Source organism: Sphaerisporangium aureirubrum, from assembly GCF_042658925.1.
Classification (GTDB): domain Bacteria; phylum Actinomycetota; class Actinomycetes; order Streptosporangiales; family Streptosporangiaceae; genus Sphaerisporangium; species Sphaerisporangium aureirubrum.
In genome coordinates, this window is sequence record NZ_JBHSRF010000020.1 from 89995 (window position 1) to 106209 (window position 16215).

The window sequence follows — 16215 nt, forward strand, 5'->3', positions numbered from 1 at the left end:
AGGGCCAGCAGGACATGTCCGCGGCGGACGCCGAGGGCTTCGACGCGCTGCTGATGTTCGAGCAGGGCCGCTACCCGCTGATGTTCTCGGTCGACATGGAGGAGCAGCTCGCGTTCGCGGTGGAGTTCTCCACCTCGGCGTTCGACAAGGCGACCATCGTGCGGCTGTTCGACCAGTACCTGCGGGTGCTGTCGGTGGTCGCCGACGACCCGGAGATCCTGGTCAGGGACGTCCCGCTGCAGTCCCGCGAGGAGCAGCGGCGGATGCTGGTCGGGTGGAACGAGACCGCGACCGCCAAGGTGCCGCGGGCCACGCTGCCGGAGATGTTCCAGGAGCAGGTCCGCCTCTACCCGGACAAGGTCGCGGTGGTCTCCGCGGGCCGCCAGATCACCTACACCGAGCTGGACCGCCGGGCCGCCGAGGTCGCGGGCATGCTGCGCCGCAACGGCGTGGCCGCGCTGGACAAGGTCGGCCTGCACTTCGAGCGGGGCATCGAGTACATCGTCGCCATGATGGGCGTCACCCAGGCTGGGGCGGTCTACGTCCCGCTGGACCCGTCACAGCCCGACTCGCGTCTTGAGTACATGGTGGGCAACTCCGCCATCGGCACCGTGATCAGCAACGTCGGCTGGCCCGAGGCGCTGACCGGCGCCGTGCGCCGCGTGCTCACCCTGGACGACGTCGCCGAGGGTGACGCCGACACGGCCACCACCCGGTGGTTCGCCGAGCCGGACGACCTGCTGTACGCGATGTACACCTCGGGATCCTCGGGCCTGCCCAAGGGCGTCGAGGTCACCCACGAAGCCGTCGCCCGGATCTGCCGCGACCCGATCGTGGTGGTCCAGCCGGACGACGTGCTGTCCCACATCGTGCCGATCTCGTTCGACGCCTCGACGTTCGAGATCTGGGGCGCGCTGGTGAACGGCGCGACGCTGGCCATCGCCTCGGCGGACCAGATGGCGCGGCTCGACCTGGTCGGCATCCTGTGGGAGAACAAGGTCACCGTCTCGGTGGTCACCTCGGGCCTGTTCCACCAGGTCGCCGAGACGGCACCCGAGGTGCTGTCCGGCCTGCGGATGGTGCTGTGCGGCGGCGACGCGCTGTCCATCGGGCACTGCCGCAAGGTCAAGTCGCTGCTCCCCGACCTGAAGATCATTAACGCGTACGGCCCGACCGAGACCACGATCGCCTGCACGATGTACGACATCAACGCGGGCCTGCCCGACGGCGAGGGCGTCGTGTCCATCGGCGGCCCGCTGTCCGGCCGCCGGGTCTACGTGCTCGACGAGTGGATGAACGTCGTGCCGGTGGGCGTCGCGGGCGAGCTGTTCGTCGGCGGCGCCGGCGTGGCCCGCGGCTACGTGGGCCGTCCCGACCTCACCGCCGAGCGCTTCGTCGCCGACGTGGTGTCCGGCGTGCCGGGCGACCGGCTGTACCGCACGGGCGACCGGGTGCGCTGGAGGGCCGACGGCATGCTGGAGTTCCTCGGCCGCGTCGACGACCAGGTCAAGATCCGCGGGTTCCGCATCGAGCTCGCCGAGGTCGAGGCCGCGCTGAACTCCCACCCCCGGGTCCGCGACTCGGTGGTCGTCGCCCGCGAGGACGGCGCGGCCGGCAAGCGGCTCGTCGGCTACGTGGTCTACGAGTCCGAGGACGGCGAGGCAGGCGACGTGCTCGGCTACATGCGGCGCAAGCTGCCGGACTACATGGTGCCCGCGCTGGTCATGCCGCTCGCCGCCATCCCGGTCACCGCCAACGGCAAGGTCGACCGGCGGGCGCTGCCCGAGCCGGACTGGACCATGGAGCAGGCCGCCGAGTACGTCCCGCCGGTCACCGAGGTCGAGGTGGCGCTCGCCGAGGTCTGGGCGCAGGTGCTCGGGCTGGAGCGGATCGGCCTCACCGACAACTTCTTCGAGATGGGCGGCGACTCGATCCTCAGCCTCCAGATCGTGGCCAAGGCCAAGGCGGCCGGGCTGAAGCTGAAGGTCGCCGACATCTTCACCCACCAGACCATCGGCGAACTGGCGCCCGTGGTGGAACAGGGCGCGACGGCCGTCGAGGCCGAGCAGGGCCAGATCTCCGGCTCGGTGCCGCTCACCCCGATCCAGCACTGGTGGGCCGGGCACGACATCGCCGACCGCGACCACTGGAACTGGTCCGGCCTGTTCGAACTGGCCCCCGGCGCCGACCCGCGGACCCTCGCCGCGGCGTTCGCCGCGATGCTGGACCACCACGACGCGCTGCGGATGCGTTTCGTCCGCGACGCCGGGACCGGGGTCTGGTCGCAGCACAACGCCCCGCGCGAGGACGCCCAGGTGTTCTCCGAGTACGACGCGACCGGCGTGGACCGGGCACGTCTGGAGGAACTGGTCACCGAGCGGATGACCGCCGCGCAGGCCGCGCTGAGCCTGGCCGACGGACCGGTCGTCCAGGCCGTGTACTTCGACCGGGGCGACGAGCCCGCGTGGTTCGGCATCATCGCGCATCACCTGGTGATGGACATGGTGTCGTGGAACGTCCTGCTGGAGGACCTGGACCTGGCGTACCAGGCCATCGCCGCCACCGGCACGGCCGAGGGCGCCCTGGCACCCAAGACCACCTCGTTCCAGCGCTGGGGCGAAGTGCTCGCCGAGTACGCCGAGTCGCCCGAGGTCAAGGCCGAACTCCCGTACTGGACCGAGGAGCTGGCCTCCGGCTTCGACCTTCCGGTCGACGTCCCCGGCGGCGGCAACACCGAGGCGACCACCGACGTCGTCGAGGTCACCCTTCCCCCGGAGGCCACGGCGGCCCTGCTCACCCGCGCCAACCGGGCGTACGGCACGCAGACCGTCGAGCTCCTGCTCGCCGCCTTCGTCCGGACCCTCGGCGAATGGGCGGGCACCGGCAAGGTCACCATCGACCTGGAGAACCACGGCCGCGAGGACATCGCCGACGACCTCGACCTCACCCGCACCGTGGGCTGGTTCACCTCGGTCTACCCGGTGGCCCTGACCACCGGCACCCCCGGCGATCCCGCCCACCTGATCACCTCGGTCCGCGACCACCTGCGCGCCGTCCCCCGCCACGGAGTGGGCTACGGCGCCCTCCGCCACCTCGCGGACCCCGCGGACGACCGCGTCCAGGCCCTGCGCGACCTCCCCGGCGCCGTGGTCAGCTACAACTACCTCGGCGGTTTCGACGCCGTGGAGGACGACGCCGTCGGCCTGCTGGCCGACGAACTCCCCGGCGACCTCTGCGGCCCCAGCCTGGCCGGCGACCAGTCCAGGGCCCACATGCTCCAGATCGAGGCGTCCCAGGACGGCGACGGCGGCATGGTCTTCGAATGGAACCACAGCACCGCCCTCCACCACTCCGACACCATCACCCGCGTGGCCACCCGCTACCTCGAGATCCTCACCGAACTCATCACCCACTGCCTCAACGAACCCACCGACTGACAGCCCGCCCCCCATCCTTCGGACGGCACCCACCCACCGTCCGAAGGATGGGCTCCACTGACTCCCACTCCCGCCAACCCTCACCGCAACCATTGCCACCTCCGTCGTGGCTGTGGTCTTCAGGGACATGGGCGTCACGAGACGTCGAAACCTATGGGGGTCGGCGTGGTAGTGGCCCACCCGTTGTCGGTCATCGGGGTTGTCGAGCATTGCCCGCCCCGCGTCGTGGCTGGGGTCTGTGGGGAGCGTGGAGTGTTCCCGGTGTCGAAGCCCTATGGGGGTCGGCGTGGTAGTGGCCCACCCGTTGTCGGTCATCGGGGTTGTCGGGCATTGCCCGCCCCGCGTCACCGGTTTCCTGTGCGCAGGTGAGCGCGGGTAAGTGGCTGGGGTTCCGCAACCCGCATCGAGTTGGTGAACCACACCGTGGTGGTGAGTCCTCTTGGTGTTTGCGTGGCTGTGGAGTTTGGCGTGAGGTGGGGGCTTTGGGGCCGTCGTGGCTGGGGTCTGCGGGGAGCGTGGAGTGTTCCCGGTGTCGAAGCCCTGTGGGGGTCGGCGTGGTAGTGGCCCACCCGTTGTCGGTCATCGGGGTTGTCGGGCATTGCCCGCCCCGCGTCACCGGTTTCCTGTGCGCAGGTGAGCGAGGGTAAGTGGCCGGGGTCTCAGGGAGTGGAACGTGAGTCCGGGGCCGTGCGCCGTGGTCCTGGCCTCATATGAGGGCGGTGGGAACCGGCTGGTCAGGAGTCGAGCGGGGACTTGAACCGCGGCCACAGTACGCTCCAGGGGTACCGCTGGCCTCGGCAGATCCACACCGGGCGGCCCTGGGCGCGGTTGTTCAGGCCGACGCCGTTGTCCAGGGTGGCGGCGTGGGTGGTCCGGGTCCAGACCCAGTCGATGTCGTCCTTGTCGAAACCGACGGCGATGGTGGTGCCGCCGTCGGTGGCCGGGCGGCCGAAGTACCAGAAACCGGTGTGGGCACTGTGGACGGTGGGCAGGCCGAGGGGGCGGCCGTACAGGTCCAGTGCGCCGGCCAGGCTGTAGTCGGCGGCGAGGATCGTCGTGCGGGCCCGCTCGGCGGGGGGAAGGCTCCGGTAGACGCGGGCCACCTGGGCGGTCAGGCGGGGCCAGCCGACCGTCTCGGCGCCTTCGGGGTTGAGCAACGGCTGCGGGGTGCGGGCCAGCGTGTCCACCGGGTAGACCGGCAGGGTCATCAGCACGGAGACGGTCGCGGTGACCAGGAACACCGGCGCCGACGTCACCCAGCCCCACCGTGACCGGCCCTGGCGCCGCTCGGCCCACACCGCGCCGGCCGCCCACATCGCCGCCCACAGCCCGGCGAGATAGTACGGTTTGCCGCCGGTGGCCATGAAGAACACGGTCAGCAGGAGGAACGCCAACGCGAGGAACCGGAAGGGGCGTAACTCCGGCGAGCGCAGCAGCCCCCACACTCCCCATACGGCCAGAACCGACAGCACGATCCCCGTCATCAGGAACTCGTTCACCAGGAAGCCGGCGGGCCCACCGTAGACGTCGTCGGCGGCGATCGCCCGCGCCATCGCCAGCTGCGGCCACCCGTTCGAGTACTGCCAGACGAACCCGGGCACGGCCGCGGCCACCGCGACCGCCGTCCCGGCGTAGAGCACCGGGCGGCGGAACACCTCACGCGGGCCGCTGATCACGATCCCGGCCACGATGGCGAGCAGGACGATCACCACCAGGTACTTGACCTGCGACGCCACGCCCGCGATCGCCCCGGCGGCCAGGAGCAGCCGGTGGTCGCGGGTGCGCACCCAGCGGATCACCACCCACACCAGCGTCGTGGTGACGAACAGGTCGACGGAGGAGGTGTACAGGGTGTGCCCGTTCGCGACCGTGAAGGGGCAGACCGCGTACGCCCCGGCGGTCAGCACCTGTGCCCGCCGCGTGCCGCCCATCTCCCGGGCGGTCAGCGCGGCGACCACCACCCCGGCCGCCGCGACCGCCGCCGCCACGACCCGCACCGCCACGATCGACGGACCGAACACCTCGGTGACCCCGCGCATGATCAGCGGAACCAGCGGCGGCTGGTCGGGATACCCCCAGTCCAGGTGCCGCCCGGCGACCAGGAAGTACAGCTCGTCCCCGTGGAAGCCGTACCGCGCGCTGACGGCCACCAGCACCGCGCCCAGCGCCCCCGCGATGCCCAGCACCACCCGCCAGGGCACCGGCGCGACCGCGTCGCCCGCCGTGTCCGCCGCCTCGGCGGGCACCGTGGAGGTACCCATGCACAAAAGCTACATCCGCCGCTGGGCATGCTCGGCGGACTCGACGAGCGCACCGACGCGGTGCTGTTCGCCGGTTACCACACCCGCCTGCGCCGAGCTGGCGGCGCGCGACCGGTCGTGGCCTAGCCGGGTTTGATGGTGGCGAGCTGCACGAGCAGCAGGACGAGGCCATAGGCGTCGGCGAAGTCGGTGGCGGTGAAGGTGACCGTACGGCTGCCTTCGGCCCGTGAGACACCCGGGATGAGGGTCGCCAGATCGACCGTGACCGGGCTGTAGATGTCGACCTCGACGTCGAGCGGCCCGGTGATGGTCAGTGGCGAAACCTGTGCGCGCCGCCTGACGGCGTCGGCCGCCGCCTGGCGGAGCCGCTCCCGGGCCACCTCCGGATGCAGGGCGACGGCGGCGGCCTGGCCGAGGGCCTGCTTGACCGCGACGGTGGTGGCCGAGGGCACCAGGTCCCGCAGTTCGGCGCAGGCGTTGTCGTCGCCGCTGAGCAGCACGACCGGGACGCCCAGATGGCCGGCCATGGCGGCGTTGAGACCGATCTCGCCGAAGGAACGGCCGGCCACGCGCACGTCGAGGATGGCGTCGCTCATGGTGTGCGCCAGTACGGCGGGCCCGCCACCGGCACGAGTGTGGTAGCCGATGAGCAGGACCGCGTCGGTGCGCTCGTCGAGTCCTCCGAGCATGCCGAGTGGACGCGGCTTGCCGCGCACCAGGTGAGCGCGCCGGTCCAGCTCCTCCGGAAGCATGTTGCGGAACGGCCCGTGCGCGTCCGCGACCCAGACCGTCGCGGTGGGTTCGGCGTCCAGGACACCCGCGACCACGGCGTTCGCCTCGGCCGTCATCAGGGCCCGGCCGCGTTCGTAGTCGTATCGATCCGGGTTCGTCTCGCTGGGATGCACGATCCCCGAGACGCCTTCCATGTCGACCGAAATCAGAACCTTCATGTTTCAGGGAGCCTACGCGCTTCCATCGGCGAGAAGGCCTGGTCGTGGCGGTGCCGTTGACGGCGACCGTCCACGGACTCTTACCCGAACTTGTCCGGATACGGCATCCGAGTCATGATCAGTTCAGCCTTCAACTACTTGTGTTGGAGGGGCACTTCACGGATGAGGAGAGGTATGAACCGCACCATCCCCGTTCTCGCCGTCGTCGCCGGCGTCCTCGGCGCCACGCTCACCGGCATCGGTCCCGCGTCCGCGGCCACCTCCGCGGTCGACTGCTCCACGGGTGGGTACACCCGGACTCTGACCAGCTATGTCCCCACCAACGTCCAGCGGCCGGGGGTGGACGGTCGCAGCTACAACATCTCCGGCCCGTCGGCGTCCACGTGGGAGGTCTGCCTTGATATCCCGGACACCTCGACGTTCACGATCGAGGCACGGATCAGGCACTCCGACGGGTCCACGAGCGTGTTCGTGGACGACCGGCCCGGGGACAAGGTCTTCCGCTACTCGCCGGGCGCCATCAGCTTCTGGCAGGTCTACGGCACGATGACCGGCCCCGGCAGCACCTACATCTACTACACCTGGAACGAGAAGCAGATCCCGGCCTGACGCGGAACGGGCCGGCCGCCTCGCTCGGCGAGGTGGCCGGCCCTGCCTGCGCGGTCAGCGGCGCATCGCCGGGGGGCGGCCGTAGGTGGCGAAGCGGAGGAGCCATTCCAGGGGGCCGTAGCGGTAGTGGCTCACCCACCACTTGCTGTAGGCGACCTGGGCGGCGCAGATGACGATCGTGATGCCCAGCAGGCCGAGGGGGGAGACCTGGCCGGCCAGGGCCAGGCCGTAGGCGGTGAAGATCAGGCACATCAGGACGGACTGCACGATGTAGTTGGTCAGGGACATCATGCCGGCGGGGGCCAGGACGCGGAGGACGCCGCTGCCGCGGCGGGACATGCGCATCAGGGTGGCGGCCATGCCGGCGATCAGGAACGGTACGCCGATCTGGCCCAGCAGGCCGGGGATCGTGGTGAAGTCGCCGCCCTGGGCCTCGGCGTAGCCGAGGGCCACGCCGGTGGGGATGCCCACCGCCAGGCCGATGAGCTGGATCTTCGGGAGCCACTGGTCCAGCAGGGTGTCGTTCTCCAGCCAGTGCACCCGTCCCGCGGCGTAGCCGAGCAGGAAGACGGCGAGCATCGAGGGGACCTGGAGGGGCGACATGTAGAGGTCTTCCAGGGAGAACGTGCCGAGGTTGAACGACACGTAGTCCCCGATGCCGTTCCGGGTGGCGTCCAGGGCGGCCTGGCCGTCGGCGTGGAGCAGGCCGGGGGCCAGCTCCTCGGGCTCGGCGGTGAGCACGTTGAAGCCCTGGTAGAGGACACCGAGGACGGTCACGCCTATCGAGACGAACAGCGCGGTCTTCGGGCGCAGGCCGCTCAGGGCGAGGAGCACCAGGCCCAGCAGGCCCCAGAGCATCAGGATGTCGCCGCGCCACAGGAACACCATGTGCAGCGCGCCGATGGCGATGAGCGCCACCAGGCGCCGGATCGTGCGCGGGACCACGCTGCTGTTCTCCGCCTCGGCGCCGGCCTTCTGCAGGGTGAAGGAGTAGCCGAACAGGAAGGCGAAGAGCGTCAGGAAGGTCAACTGCCCGGCGCCGATCACAAACGCACGAACGCCCACGTCGAGTGAGCTTGTGAACGCGGTCGCGCCTTCCATCCGGCCGGGGTCGGCCAGATCCAGCATATTGACCGCGAGGATGCCGAGCACCGCGAATCCTCGCAGCCCGTCGACATCGGTGATTCGTTTAACCGTCGACGACGTCGTTCCGCCGGTCCGTATAGTGCTGTCCATCCGCCATCCCTTGCGTTACCGGCCGAAATCCGATAGTACGAAACGTACTATGCGCGCCGGGCCCGCGGAAAGAGAGAAAACCCGCGCCGGCGAAGCTTTTCTCTCTTCTGCCGCCACGGCTTTTCTGCGACCATCGAAAGGTGTCCTAGGCGGGTCGTGAAGCATGCCGGCCCGAAAGGCATTGATATCAGAGCCGCATAGGAACTCTGTCGTGCTGGCTCACGAAATGACGGTGGGAGGGAAGCCGGCGCATGAGGTACGAATCCGCCGCACTCGAGGACTGGATGCGGCGCTATTACTTCTCCGTGGACTTCGACATCGGCAGCAGCGGTGTCCAGGACTACTCGGTCGCCGATGTGCGGGAACTGCTGGGGATCCCGCTCGCGTCCTTCGACGAGATCTTGCTGTGCGACAGCACGACCCTCGGGGGAGACGACGTGCGGGCCGCCATCGCGGACCAATGGGGAAACGGGGATCCCGAGCGGGTGATGGTCACCCACGGGGCGAGCGAGGCCATCTACCTGATGATGAGCACCCTGCTGGAGCCGGGTGACGAGATCGTCGTGGTGGAGCCCGCGTATCACACGCACTACTCGATCGCCCGCAGCCTCGGCTGCGACGTGGTCTCGTGGCCGCTGAGCCCGGACGACGGGTACGTGCCCGACCTGACGTTGCTGCGCAAGAAGCTCAGCGATCGCACCAAGGCGATCGTGGTGAACTTCCCGCACAACCCGACGGGGGCGTCGCTCACGGCGGACCAGCGTGACGAGCTGGTCGGCATCGCCGCGGACGCGGGGGTGTACCTGGTGTGGGACCAGGCGTTCCGCGAGCTGACGTACGGGACCGAGCCGCTGCGCGACCCGGTGCACGACTACCCGTCGCACTCGATCTCGATCGGCACGTTGTCCAAGGGCTACGGCCTGCCGGGCCTGCGGGTGGGCTGGGTCATCGCGCCGCCGGAGCTGCTGCGCGCGACCTTCGACCTGCGGGACCGCATGACGCTGCACCTGTCGCCGCTGGTCGAGTTCCTCGCGGGGCACGTCGCCCGGGGCGCCGAGACGCTGATCGCCGGCCGCCGGGAGCAGGCGCGGCGCAACCTCGGGGTGCTGCGCGAGTGGGCCAAGGCCAACGACGACCTGATCGATCTGCCCGACCCGCACGGCGGGGTGACGACGTTCCCCCGCCTGATCGGCATCGAGGACACGACCGACTTCTGTCACGAGCTCGCGCGGCGCGACCGCGTGCTGCTGGTGCCGGGCGTCTGCTTCGGGGATCCCGAGCGGGTGCGCCTCGGCTTCGGCGGCCCGTCGGAGGGCTTCGCGCGGGGGCTCGACACACTGGCCCGCGCGTTGCGGGAGAACGGCCAACGGGGTGGAAAGCATGTTTAAAGTCAATTTGTCCGCCGAGGACGTCGAGGCGATCCGGGGGCTCACCGACCAGCTCATCGCCGAGTACCAGACGGTGGAGGACCCGCAGTTCGTCAGGAACGCGAACGCCTACGCGCACGAGCTGCCCCGTGACCTGCGGCTCCAGCTCAACCACTTCCGGCTGACCGAGCCGGACGCGGTGTGCGTCATCAGCGGGTACCCGATCGACGACGCGGGGATCGGCCCCACGCCGCCGCACTGGCGCGACTGCATCGGCGCCAAGAGCACGCTGGCGGAGGAGTTCTTCTTCTACCTGTGCGCCTGCCTGCTCGGCGACCCCATCGCGTGGGCCACCCAGCAGGCCGGCCGGCTCATGCACGACGTGATGCCGATCGAGGAGCACAAGCACGAGCAGCTCGGGTCGGGCAGCGAGGAGCTGCTGACCTGGCACACCGAGGACGCCTTCCACCCGCTACGCACCGACTACGTCGGCCTGATGTGCATGCGCAACCACGAGGGCATCGAGACGACCTGCGCGTCGGTGGACGACATCGAGATCGACGCCGAGCTGGCCGAGGTGATGCGCCAGGAGCGGTTCCCCATCCGGCCCGACCGCTCCCACCTGCCGCACAACCGGTCCGGGGGACAGGCCCCCGACCACGAGACGCAGAAGCTGCTGGACCGCAGCTACGAGTGGATCTTGAGCCTGGAGGAGAACCCCCAGCCGATCGCCATGCTGTTCGGGCACCCCGACAAGCCGTACCTGCGGCTGGACCCGTACTTCATGGAGGTGCCGGAGGACGACCCCGAGGCCGCCGCCGCGCTCCAGGCGATCATCAAGGAGATCGACGCCTCCATCGGCGGGGTCGTGCTGGAGGCGGGGGACATCCTGTTCCTGGACAACCACCGCGCCGTGCACGGCCGCAAGGCGTTCAAGGCGCGGTTCGACGGCACCGACAGGTGGCTGAAGCGGCTCAACGTCGCCCGTGACCTGCGCAAGTCGCGGGCCGCCCGGCGTACGGCCGACTCCCGGACCATCTACTAGGACGGACACGACGAAGGGGGCCCGCCGACCGGCGGGCCCCCTTCGTCGTGCTGGAACCGGGAAAACCCGGAAAACTACGCCTCGACCTTGGCGTTCATCCGCTCGACCAGGCTCTTCGGACGCATGTCGGTCCAGTTCTGGTTGACGTAGTCGAGGCACGCCTCGCGGGTGTCCTCGGGGTGGGCGACGCTCCACCCGGCGGGCACCTTCACGAAGGACGGCCACAGCGAGTGCTGGCCCTCGTCGTTGACGAGCACCAGGAAGCGGCCGTCGGGGTCGTCGAACGCGTTCATTTTCTCTCCTGCTCTGACGTATCGGTGTAAAAGGTATGCGGGATATATAGATCAACTGGGCGGTTCAGCGATATGCGCGGGACTGGAGTTCGTACAGCTCGGCGTACAGGTCGCCGCGGTCGATGAGCTGCTGGTGGTCGCCGATCTCGCGGATGCGGCCGTTCTCCAGCACGATGATCAGGTCGGCCATCCGCACGGTGGAGAAGCGGTGCGAGACCAGCAGGGTGACCGTGCCCTGGTCGTGGCCCGCGCGGGCCGCCGCGGCGAACCGCTCGAACAGGGCGTGCTCGGTCTGAGGGTCCAGCGCGGCCGTCGGCTCGTCGAAGACGACGAGCAGCGGGTCCTCGCGCAGCAGCCCCCGGGCCAGGGCCAGCTTCTGCCACTGGCCGCCGGACAGGTCGACGCCCTCGCTCCAGGTGGTGCCGAGCTGGGAGTCGAGCCCCTGCGGCAGCGCCTCGACGATGGACGTGGCGTCCGCCCTGGCCAGCGCGCCGTTCAGCGCGCCGTCGTCGTCGATCTTCGCGGTGACGGCGACGCCGACGGTCTCCCTGGCCTGGAACTCGAACTGCGCGTAGTCCTGGAAGGCGGTGCTGACCCGCTGGTGCCACTGCCGGGTGGGGATGCGCGCGAGGTCCTCGCCGTCGACCAGGATCTGCCCGCCGTCCGGCTGGTAGAAGTCGCACAGCAGCTTGACCAGCGTGGTCTTGCCCGCGCCGTTCTCGCCGACCAGCGCGACCACCGCGCCCGCCGGCAGGTGCGCCGACACGTTCTCCAGAATGGGACGCTCGGTGCCGGGGTAGTGGAACGTCACGGCGTCCAGGTCGATGCCGTGCCCGAGCCGCTTCGGCGCCGGCATCGGGTCGGCCGTGGCCTTCACCGCCGACTTGGCGTACTGCTCCAGCCAGATGAACCGGCGCGCCTGCTTCAGCGTCCACAGGAAGTCGCCGCCGTAGCCCACGGTGCCGGCCACGACCATGCCCATCTCCACGGCCAGCGTCACGACCAGGCCGACGTCGCCGATGGTGGCCCGGCCGCTCAGCGCGAGCATCAGGACCAGGGCGATCGCGCCGACGAACGCGGCGGCGTTGATCAGTGCGTCGATCGACTTCAGCCGGGCCGCCCGCCAGTCGGCCTCGTTGCGGGCCGAGAGCACCAGGTCGGAGGTCTCGTGGTGGCGGCGGACGATCTCCTTGGTCAGGCCGAAGATCCGCAGCTCCTTGCCGGCCCCGGCCGTGGTGCCGATGTCGTACATGTGGCGCCGCAGCCGCTCGGGCTCGCTGGTCTCCTCCTGGGCCTCGACCCGGATGTCGTTGGCCTTGCTGCTGATCCACATCGAGATGCCGGCCACCAGCGCCAGCGACAGCAGCGCCGGGTGCACCTGGGCGAGCAGCACCGAGGTCGCGGCGAAGCTGACCAGCGCCGCGACGAAGCCCGCCGAGGCGTTGGTCATCTCGGCCAGGCTCTCGCGCTCCTCGCGCAGCCGGTAGATCTGGTCGAGGTACTCGGGACGCTCGTGGTGCGCGAGGCTGTCGATGCCGCCGATGAGGGTCATCAGCTTGCGGTCGGCCAGCGCCTGCGTGCGCTCGATCACCGTGAAGATGCAGTGGGCGTTGTAGTACATCGCGACCAGCAGCACCGCGATGGTGACGCTGAGCACGGTGCCGCCGACGAGCGCGAGGTCGAGGTCCTTGGCCTGCACCGCGTCGAGCAGCAGCTTCATGCTGTAGCCGGTGAACGGCCCCACCAGGCCGAGGGCGATCTCGGTGACGATCTGGAACGCGGCGTGCCACGGCGCGGCCCGGAACCCGAAGCCGATCGTCGTGGCGAACGCGCGGAACGTGTCACGCATCTGCTGCTCCTTCGCCGGATACCACGGAACCGGTGTGGAAGCGGCCGGCCTGCAGGTTGAACATGTGGGCGTACCTGCCGCCGAGCGCCAGCAGCTCCTCGTGGGTGCCGTCCTCGGCCACCAGGCCGTCGCGGACCACGATGATGCGCTCGGCGCGGCGGACCGTGGAGAACCGGTGCGAGATCAGGATGGTCGTCAGGCCCTCGGTGAGGTCGATGAAGCGCTCGTACAGGTCGGCCTCGGCCCGCACGTCCAGCGCCGCCGTGGGCTCGTCCAGCACCAGCACGCGGGCACCCGCCTCCACCGCGAACAGCGCGCGGGCCAGCGCGATGCGCTGCCACTGGCCGCCGGACAGGTCGACGCCGTTCTCGTACTCGCGCGACAGCACGGTGTCCCAGCCGTGGGGGAGCGCCTCGATGACGTCGAGCACGCCGACCTTCTCGGCGGCGGCCCGCATCATGTCCAGGTCGCCGGCGTGCTCGGGCGCGCCGAGCCCGATGTTGTCGCGCACCGGCAGGTGGTAGCGGGAGAAGTCCTGGAACAGCACGGCGACCCGGCGCCGCCACTGCTGGGGGTCCAGGGTCGCGAGGTCGGCGCCGTCCACGGTGATGCGGCCGCCGCTCGGCTCGTACAGGCCGCTCAGCAGCTTGACCAGGGTGGTCTTGCCGGCGCCGTTCTCACCGACGATGGCCAGCGAACGGCCCGCGGTGATCTCCAGGTCGAAGTTCGAGAGCACGGCCCGCTCGGTGCGCGGGTAGTGGAACGACACCCCCTCGAACCGGATCGCCTTCTCCGGCACCTCGGGCGAGACCGCGGCGGACAGCGCCTTCGGCTCGCGTTCCCCGGCTGTGGCCTCCGCCGACAGGCGCTCCTCCAGGGTGAGGAGCTTCGGCACGGTGACCGAGGCGTACGACAGGTAGAAGTGCTCGTCGCCCACGGCGTAGGAGTTGGCGCCGAGCAGGGCCTGGATGAACACCGCGAGGGCGCCGATCTCCAGGTTCCCGCGGATGGCGCCGTACGACAGCAGGGCGAACGACGCGACGTTCAGCGCCAGGATGGTGCCGCTGGAGGCGAGCACCACGAGGGGGCGGGGGCGCCGGGCGTCGCGCACCGGCGCGATGGCGCTGCGCCAGGTGCGGTCGAACCGGTCGACCAGCCAGTTGTTGATGCCCCAGACCCGGATCTCCTTGGCGGCGGGGCCGGTGAGCGCGAGGTCGCGGGTGTACTCCACGCCGCGCAGCTCGGTGCTCTGCTTGTAGCCCTCCTCGCCGATCCGCGCGTAGTCGCTCTGCATGCGGTACACCACGAGCGGCCAGGCGATGAGCCACAGCAGCCCGAGCCACCACTCGAACGCGAACAGCACCACGACCGAGCCGAGGGCGCCCAGCCAGTTCGCCAGGACGGTCGGCAGGGCCTCCACGGTCTGGCTCGGCCGGTAGGCGCTCATGCCGAGGCCCCGCACGATCCGGATCTCGTCCTGGATCGCCGGGTCCTCGAGATGGGCGATGCCGCCGGGCCTGTTGACCGCGGCCAGCACACGTTCCTGCAGGTAGCGGTCCAGGTCTCGCCCGAGGGTGGAGGCCGAGGCCGCCATGATGGGCATGACGGCCCGCTCGACCACCACCATCGCGCCGATGGCGACGAGCAGGCCGACGGCCGTGCCCGCCGCGGGCGAGTCGGGACCGGCCTTGACGGCGTCGACGATGGCCCCGATGAGCAGACCGGTCGTCACCGCGATGGCGATGGGAAGGGCGGCCGCCAGCACGACGCAGACCGCCAGCGCCCAGGTGCGTGTCCTGCCCACCTGGGGCAGGACACGCAGGACGATCAGAATGCTTCGCGCCGTATCCGGCAGCCGCCAGGGGGAGCGGAGCCCGCCCCCCTGGCCGGCGCTCGCTTTCGCGGCGCCCTCAGTAGTTTCCACGGTTTCACGCACTTTCAGATGGGGAATCTGCTTGTTCCGCCAGGCGTCAGATCAATCGTGCGGTCGCCGCGCCGCGCTGCGCGCGGGACTTCCTGAAGTCGGTGGTCACGCTGACCCGCTTCAGCCACCGGTCCCGGCCATCGTACGACGCGATGAACGCCCGCCGGCCGTGCGCGAGACGGTGGTTGTTGATGATGAGAATGTCGCCTGGTTCGAGCACGACGTCCTCGACACTGCGCTCCAGCATCTCCTCGGCGGCGACGAAGGCGGCCTTCGCCTCCGGGTCGTCCTCGGGGACCTCCATGAAGTACGGGTCGATCCTGATGTAGGGCTTGTTGCGGTCGCCCCACAGCACGGCGACCCGGACGTCGTCCTTCTTGAGCCGGTCGATCTCGCTGAACTTCGCGCCGTCGGAGACGGTCGTCAGGTTGTTCTCGGCCAGGTGGGAGTCGTCGGGACGGATGATGAACCTGTTCTGCATCAGGATGTCGATGTGCTCCTCGGAGAGCTCGTCGACCCGGATGTCGGCCACGATGGACGCGATCCCCTGGAGGTTGCGCAGGCAGCCGAGCAGGAGGAAGTCCGCCCGGTAGGGGTGGAAGGCGTCCTCGGTGTGCAGCGTCAGCAGCTCGGTGCTGCCGATGCCCATCTGCTCGGTCTCGTAGCCCTTGATGGGGAAGATGTCGTGCACGAGCCGGCCGTCCTGCTGGGTGCGCCAGGCGAACGGCTCACCGAGGAGCGCCCCGTGCAGCAGCATGAGGATCTCTTCGGCGAACTCGGGGGAGGGCGTCGGCCGCCCGCGCCAGTGGCCGGGGGTGTCGCCGACGCGCTCGTCGTCTATCTTGTGCCCCCGGATGACGCAGTATCCGAGGTGGTCGTCCAGGGCGAAGTTGCGGATGTACCTGCGCTGGGCCACCGGCAGGTCCGCGGCGATGACGGGGAGCTCACGCAGTAATTCCTCGTCCTCGGGGCCGCTGTACTGCTGGGCAAGCTTCAGCGTCAGGTTCTCGATCGCGTCCGCCTCGTCGGGGGAAATCACATGGATCGGGTTGTCCGCAGGCATCATGATGGTCTCCGATATCGAGTGCTGCCGGTAATTTGAAAGAGCAGGCTCTCGACCGCCGGGAGATTAACCTGCCCGGCCCCGTTTATGGCCAGAATGGCACTTGATTGGGGCACTCAGTTATTAATACCGCTTTGCTGGTAAAAGGCTAGCATCGGCACCTGACCCGCGCCAGCGGATA

11 protein-coding genes (1 of these 11 only partly in view) are annotated in these 16215 nt (G+C 69.8%); 4 read left to right on the forward strand and 7 right to left on the reverse strand.

Going from position 1 to position 16215, the window contains the following annotated elements; all coding sequences use genetic code 11:
* A protein-coding gene (locus ACFP1K_RS16405) for a non-ribosomal peptide synthase/polyketide synthase (protein WP_380753491.1) crosses the window boundary here: on the forward strand, positions 1-3437 show its final stretch. 24442 nt of this gene lie to the left of the window's left edge; the window shows 3437 of its 27879 coding nt (coding positions 24443-27879); the start codon falls outside the window, past its left edge; its stop codon occupies positions 3435-3437.
* Positions 3438-4171: 734 nt separating this feature from the next.
* Here the strand turns inward: ACFP1K_RS16405 and ACFP1K_RS16410 are convergent.
* Together ACFP1K_RS16410 and ACFP1K_RS16415 are read right to left on the reverse strand one after the other, a co-directional pair.
* Entirely contained in the window at positions 4172-5698 is a 1527-nt protein-coding gene (locus tag ACFP1K_RS16410; protein ID WP_380753494.1) for an ArnT family glycosyltransferase, read from the reverse strand.
* 122 nt (positions 5699-5820) lie between these two features.
* Positions 5821-6648 (reverse strand): M55 family metallopeptidase, encoded by an 828-nt coding sequence (locus ACFP1K_RS16415; protein WP_380753497.1) that lies wholly within the window; start codon positions 6646-6648, stop codon positions 5821-5823.
* A gap of 174 nt (positions 6649-6822) precedes the next feature.
* Here ACFP1K_RS16415 and ACFP1K_RS16420 point away from each other — a divergent pair, with 174 nt between their 5' ends.
* Entirely contained in the window at positions 6823-7257 is a 435-nt protein-coding gene (locus ACFP1K_RS16420; RefSeq protein WP_380753499.1) for a hypothetical protein, read from the forward strand.
* 54 nt (positions 7258-7311) lie between these two features.
* On the opposite strand, the gene ACFP1K_RS16425 is transcribed toward ACFP1K_RS16420, so the two are convergent.
* Positions 7312-8493, reverse strand: a complete 1182-nt coding sequence (locus ACFP1K_RS16425) for a DUF418 domain-containing protein (protein ID WP_380753502.1) — start codon at positions 8491-8493, stop codon at positions 7312-7314.
* Between the two features lie 251 nt (positions 8494-8744).
* Here ACFP1K_RS16425 and vioD point away from each other — a divergent pair, with 251 nt between their 5' ends.
* Positions 8745-9881: a capreomycidine synthase gene (gene vioD / locus ACFP1K_RS16430; RefSeq protein WP_380753505.1), complete on the forward strand. Its 1137-nt coding sequence runs from the start codon at positions 8745-8747 to the stop codon at positions 9879-9881.
* The gene (gene gntD, locus ACFP1K_RS16435) at positions 9874-10905 is read left to right on the forward strand and encodes a guanitoxin biosynthesis L-enduracididine beta-hydroxylase GntD (RefSeq protein ID WP_380753508.1); all 1032 of its coding nucleotides are present in this window, start codon (positions 9874-9876) and stop codon (positions 10903-10905) included. The genes vioD and gntD (ACFP1K_RS16435) overlap by 8 nt, the downstream gene beginning before the upstream one ends.
* Before the next feature lie 74 nt (positions 10906-10979).
* Here gntD (ACFP1K_RS16435) and ACFP1K_RS16440 read toward each other — a convergent pair whose 3' ends face one another.
* From ACFP1K_RS16440 to gntD (ACFP1K_RS16455), 4 genes are all read right to left on the reverse strand, one after another.
* A complete protein-coding gene (locus tag ACFP1K_RS16440) occupies positions 10980-11198 on the reverse strand; it encodes an MbtH family protein (protein WP_380753511.1) in 219 nt (72 codons plus the stop codon).
* 64 nt (positions 11199-11262) lie between these two features.
* A complete protein-coding gene (locus ACFP1K_RS16445; RefSeq protein WP_380753513.1) occupies positions 11263-13047 on the reverse strand; it encodes an ABC transporter ATP-binding protein in 1785 nt (594 codons plus the stop codon).
* Complete coding sequence (locus tag ACFP1K_RS16450) at positions 13040-14851, reverse strand: ABC transporter ATP-binding protein (protein WP_380753516.1); 1812 nt, start codon at positions 14849-14851, stop codon at positions 13040-13042. The genes ACFP1K_RS16445 and ACFP1K_RS16450 overlap by 8 nt, the downstream gene beginning before the upstream one ends.
* A gap of 166 nt (positions 14852-15017) precedes the next feature.
* The gene (gene gntD / locus ACFP1K_RS16455) at positions 15018-16037 is read right to left on the reverse strand and encodes a guanitoxin biosynthesis L-enduracididine beta-hydroxylase GntD (protein ID WP_380753519.1); all 1020 of its coding nucleotides are present in this window, start codon (positions 16035-16037) and stop codon (positions 15018-15020) included.
* Between the last annotated feature and the right edge of the window lie 178 nt (positions 16038-16215).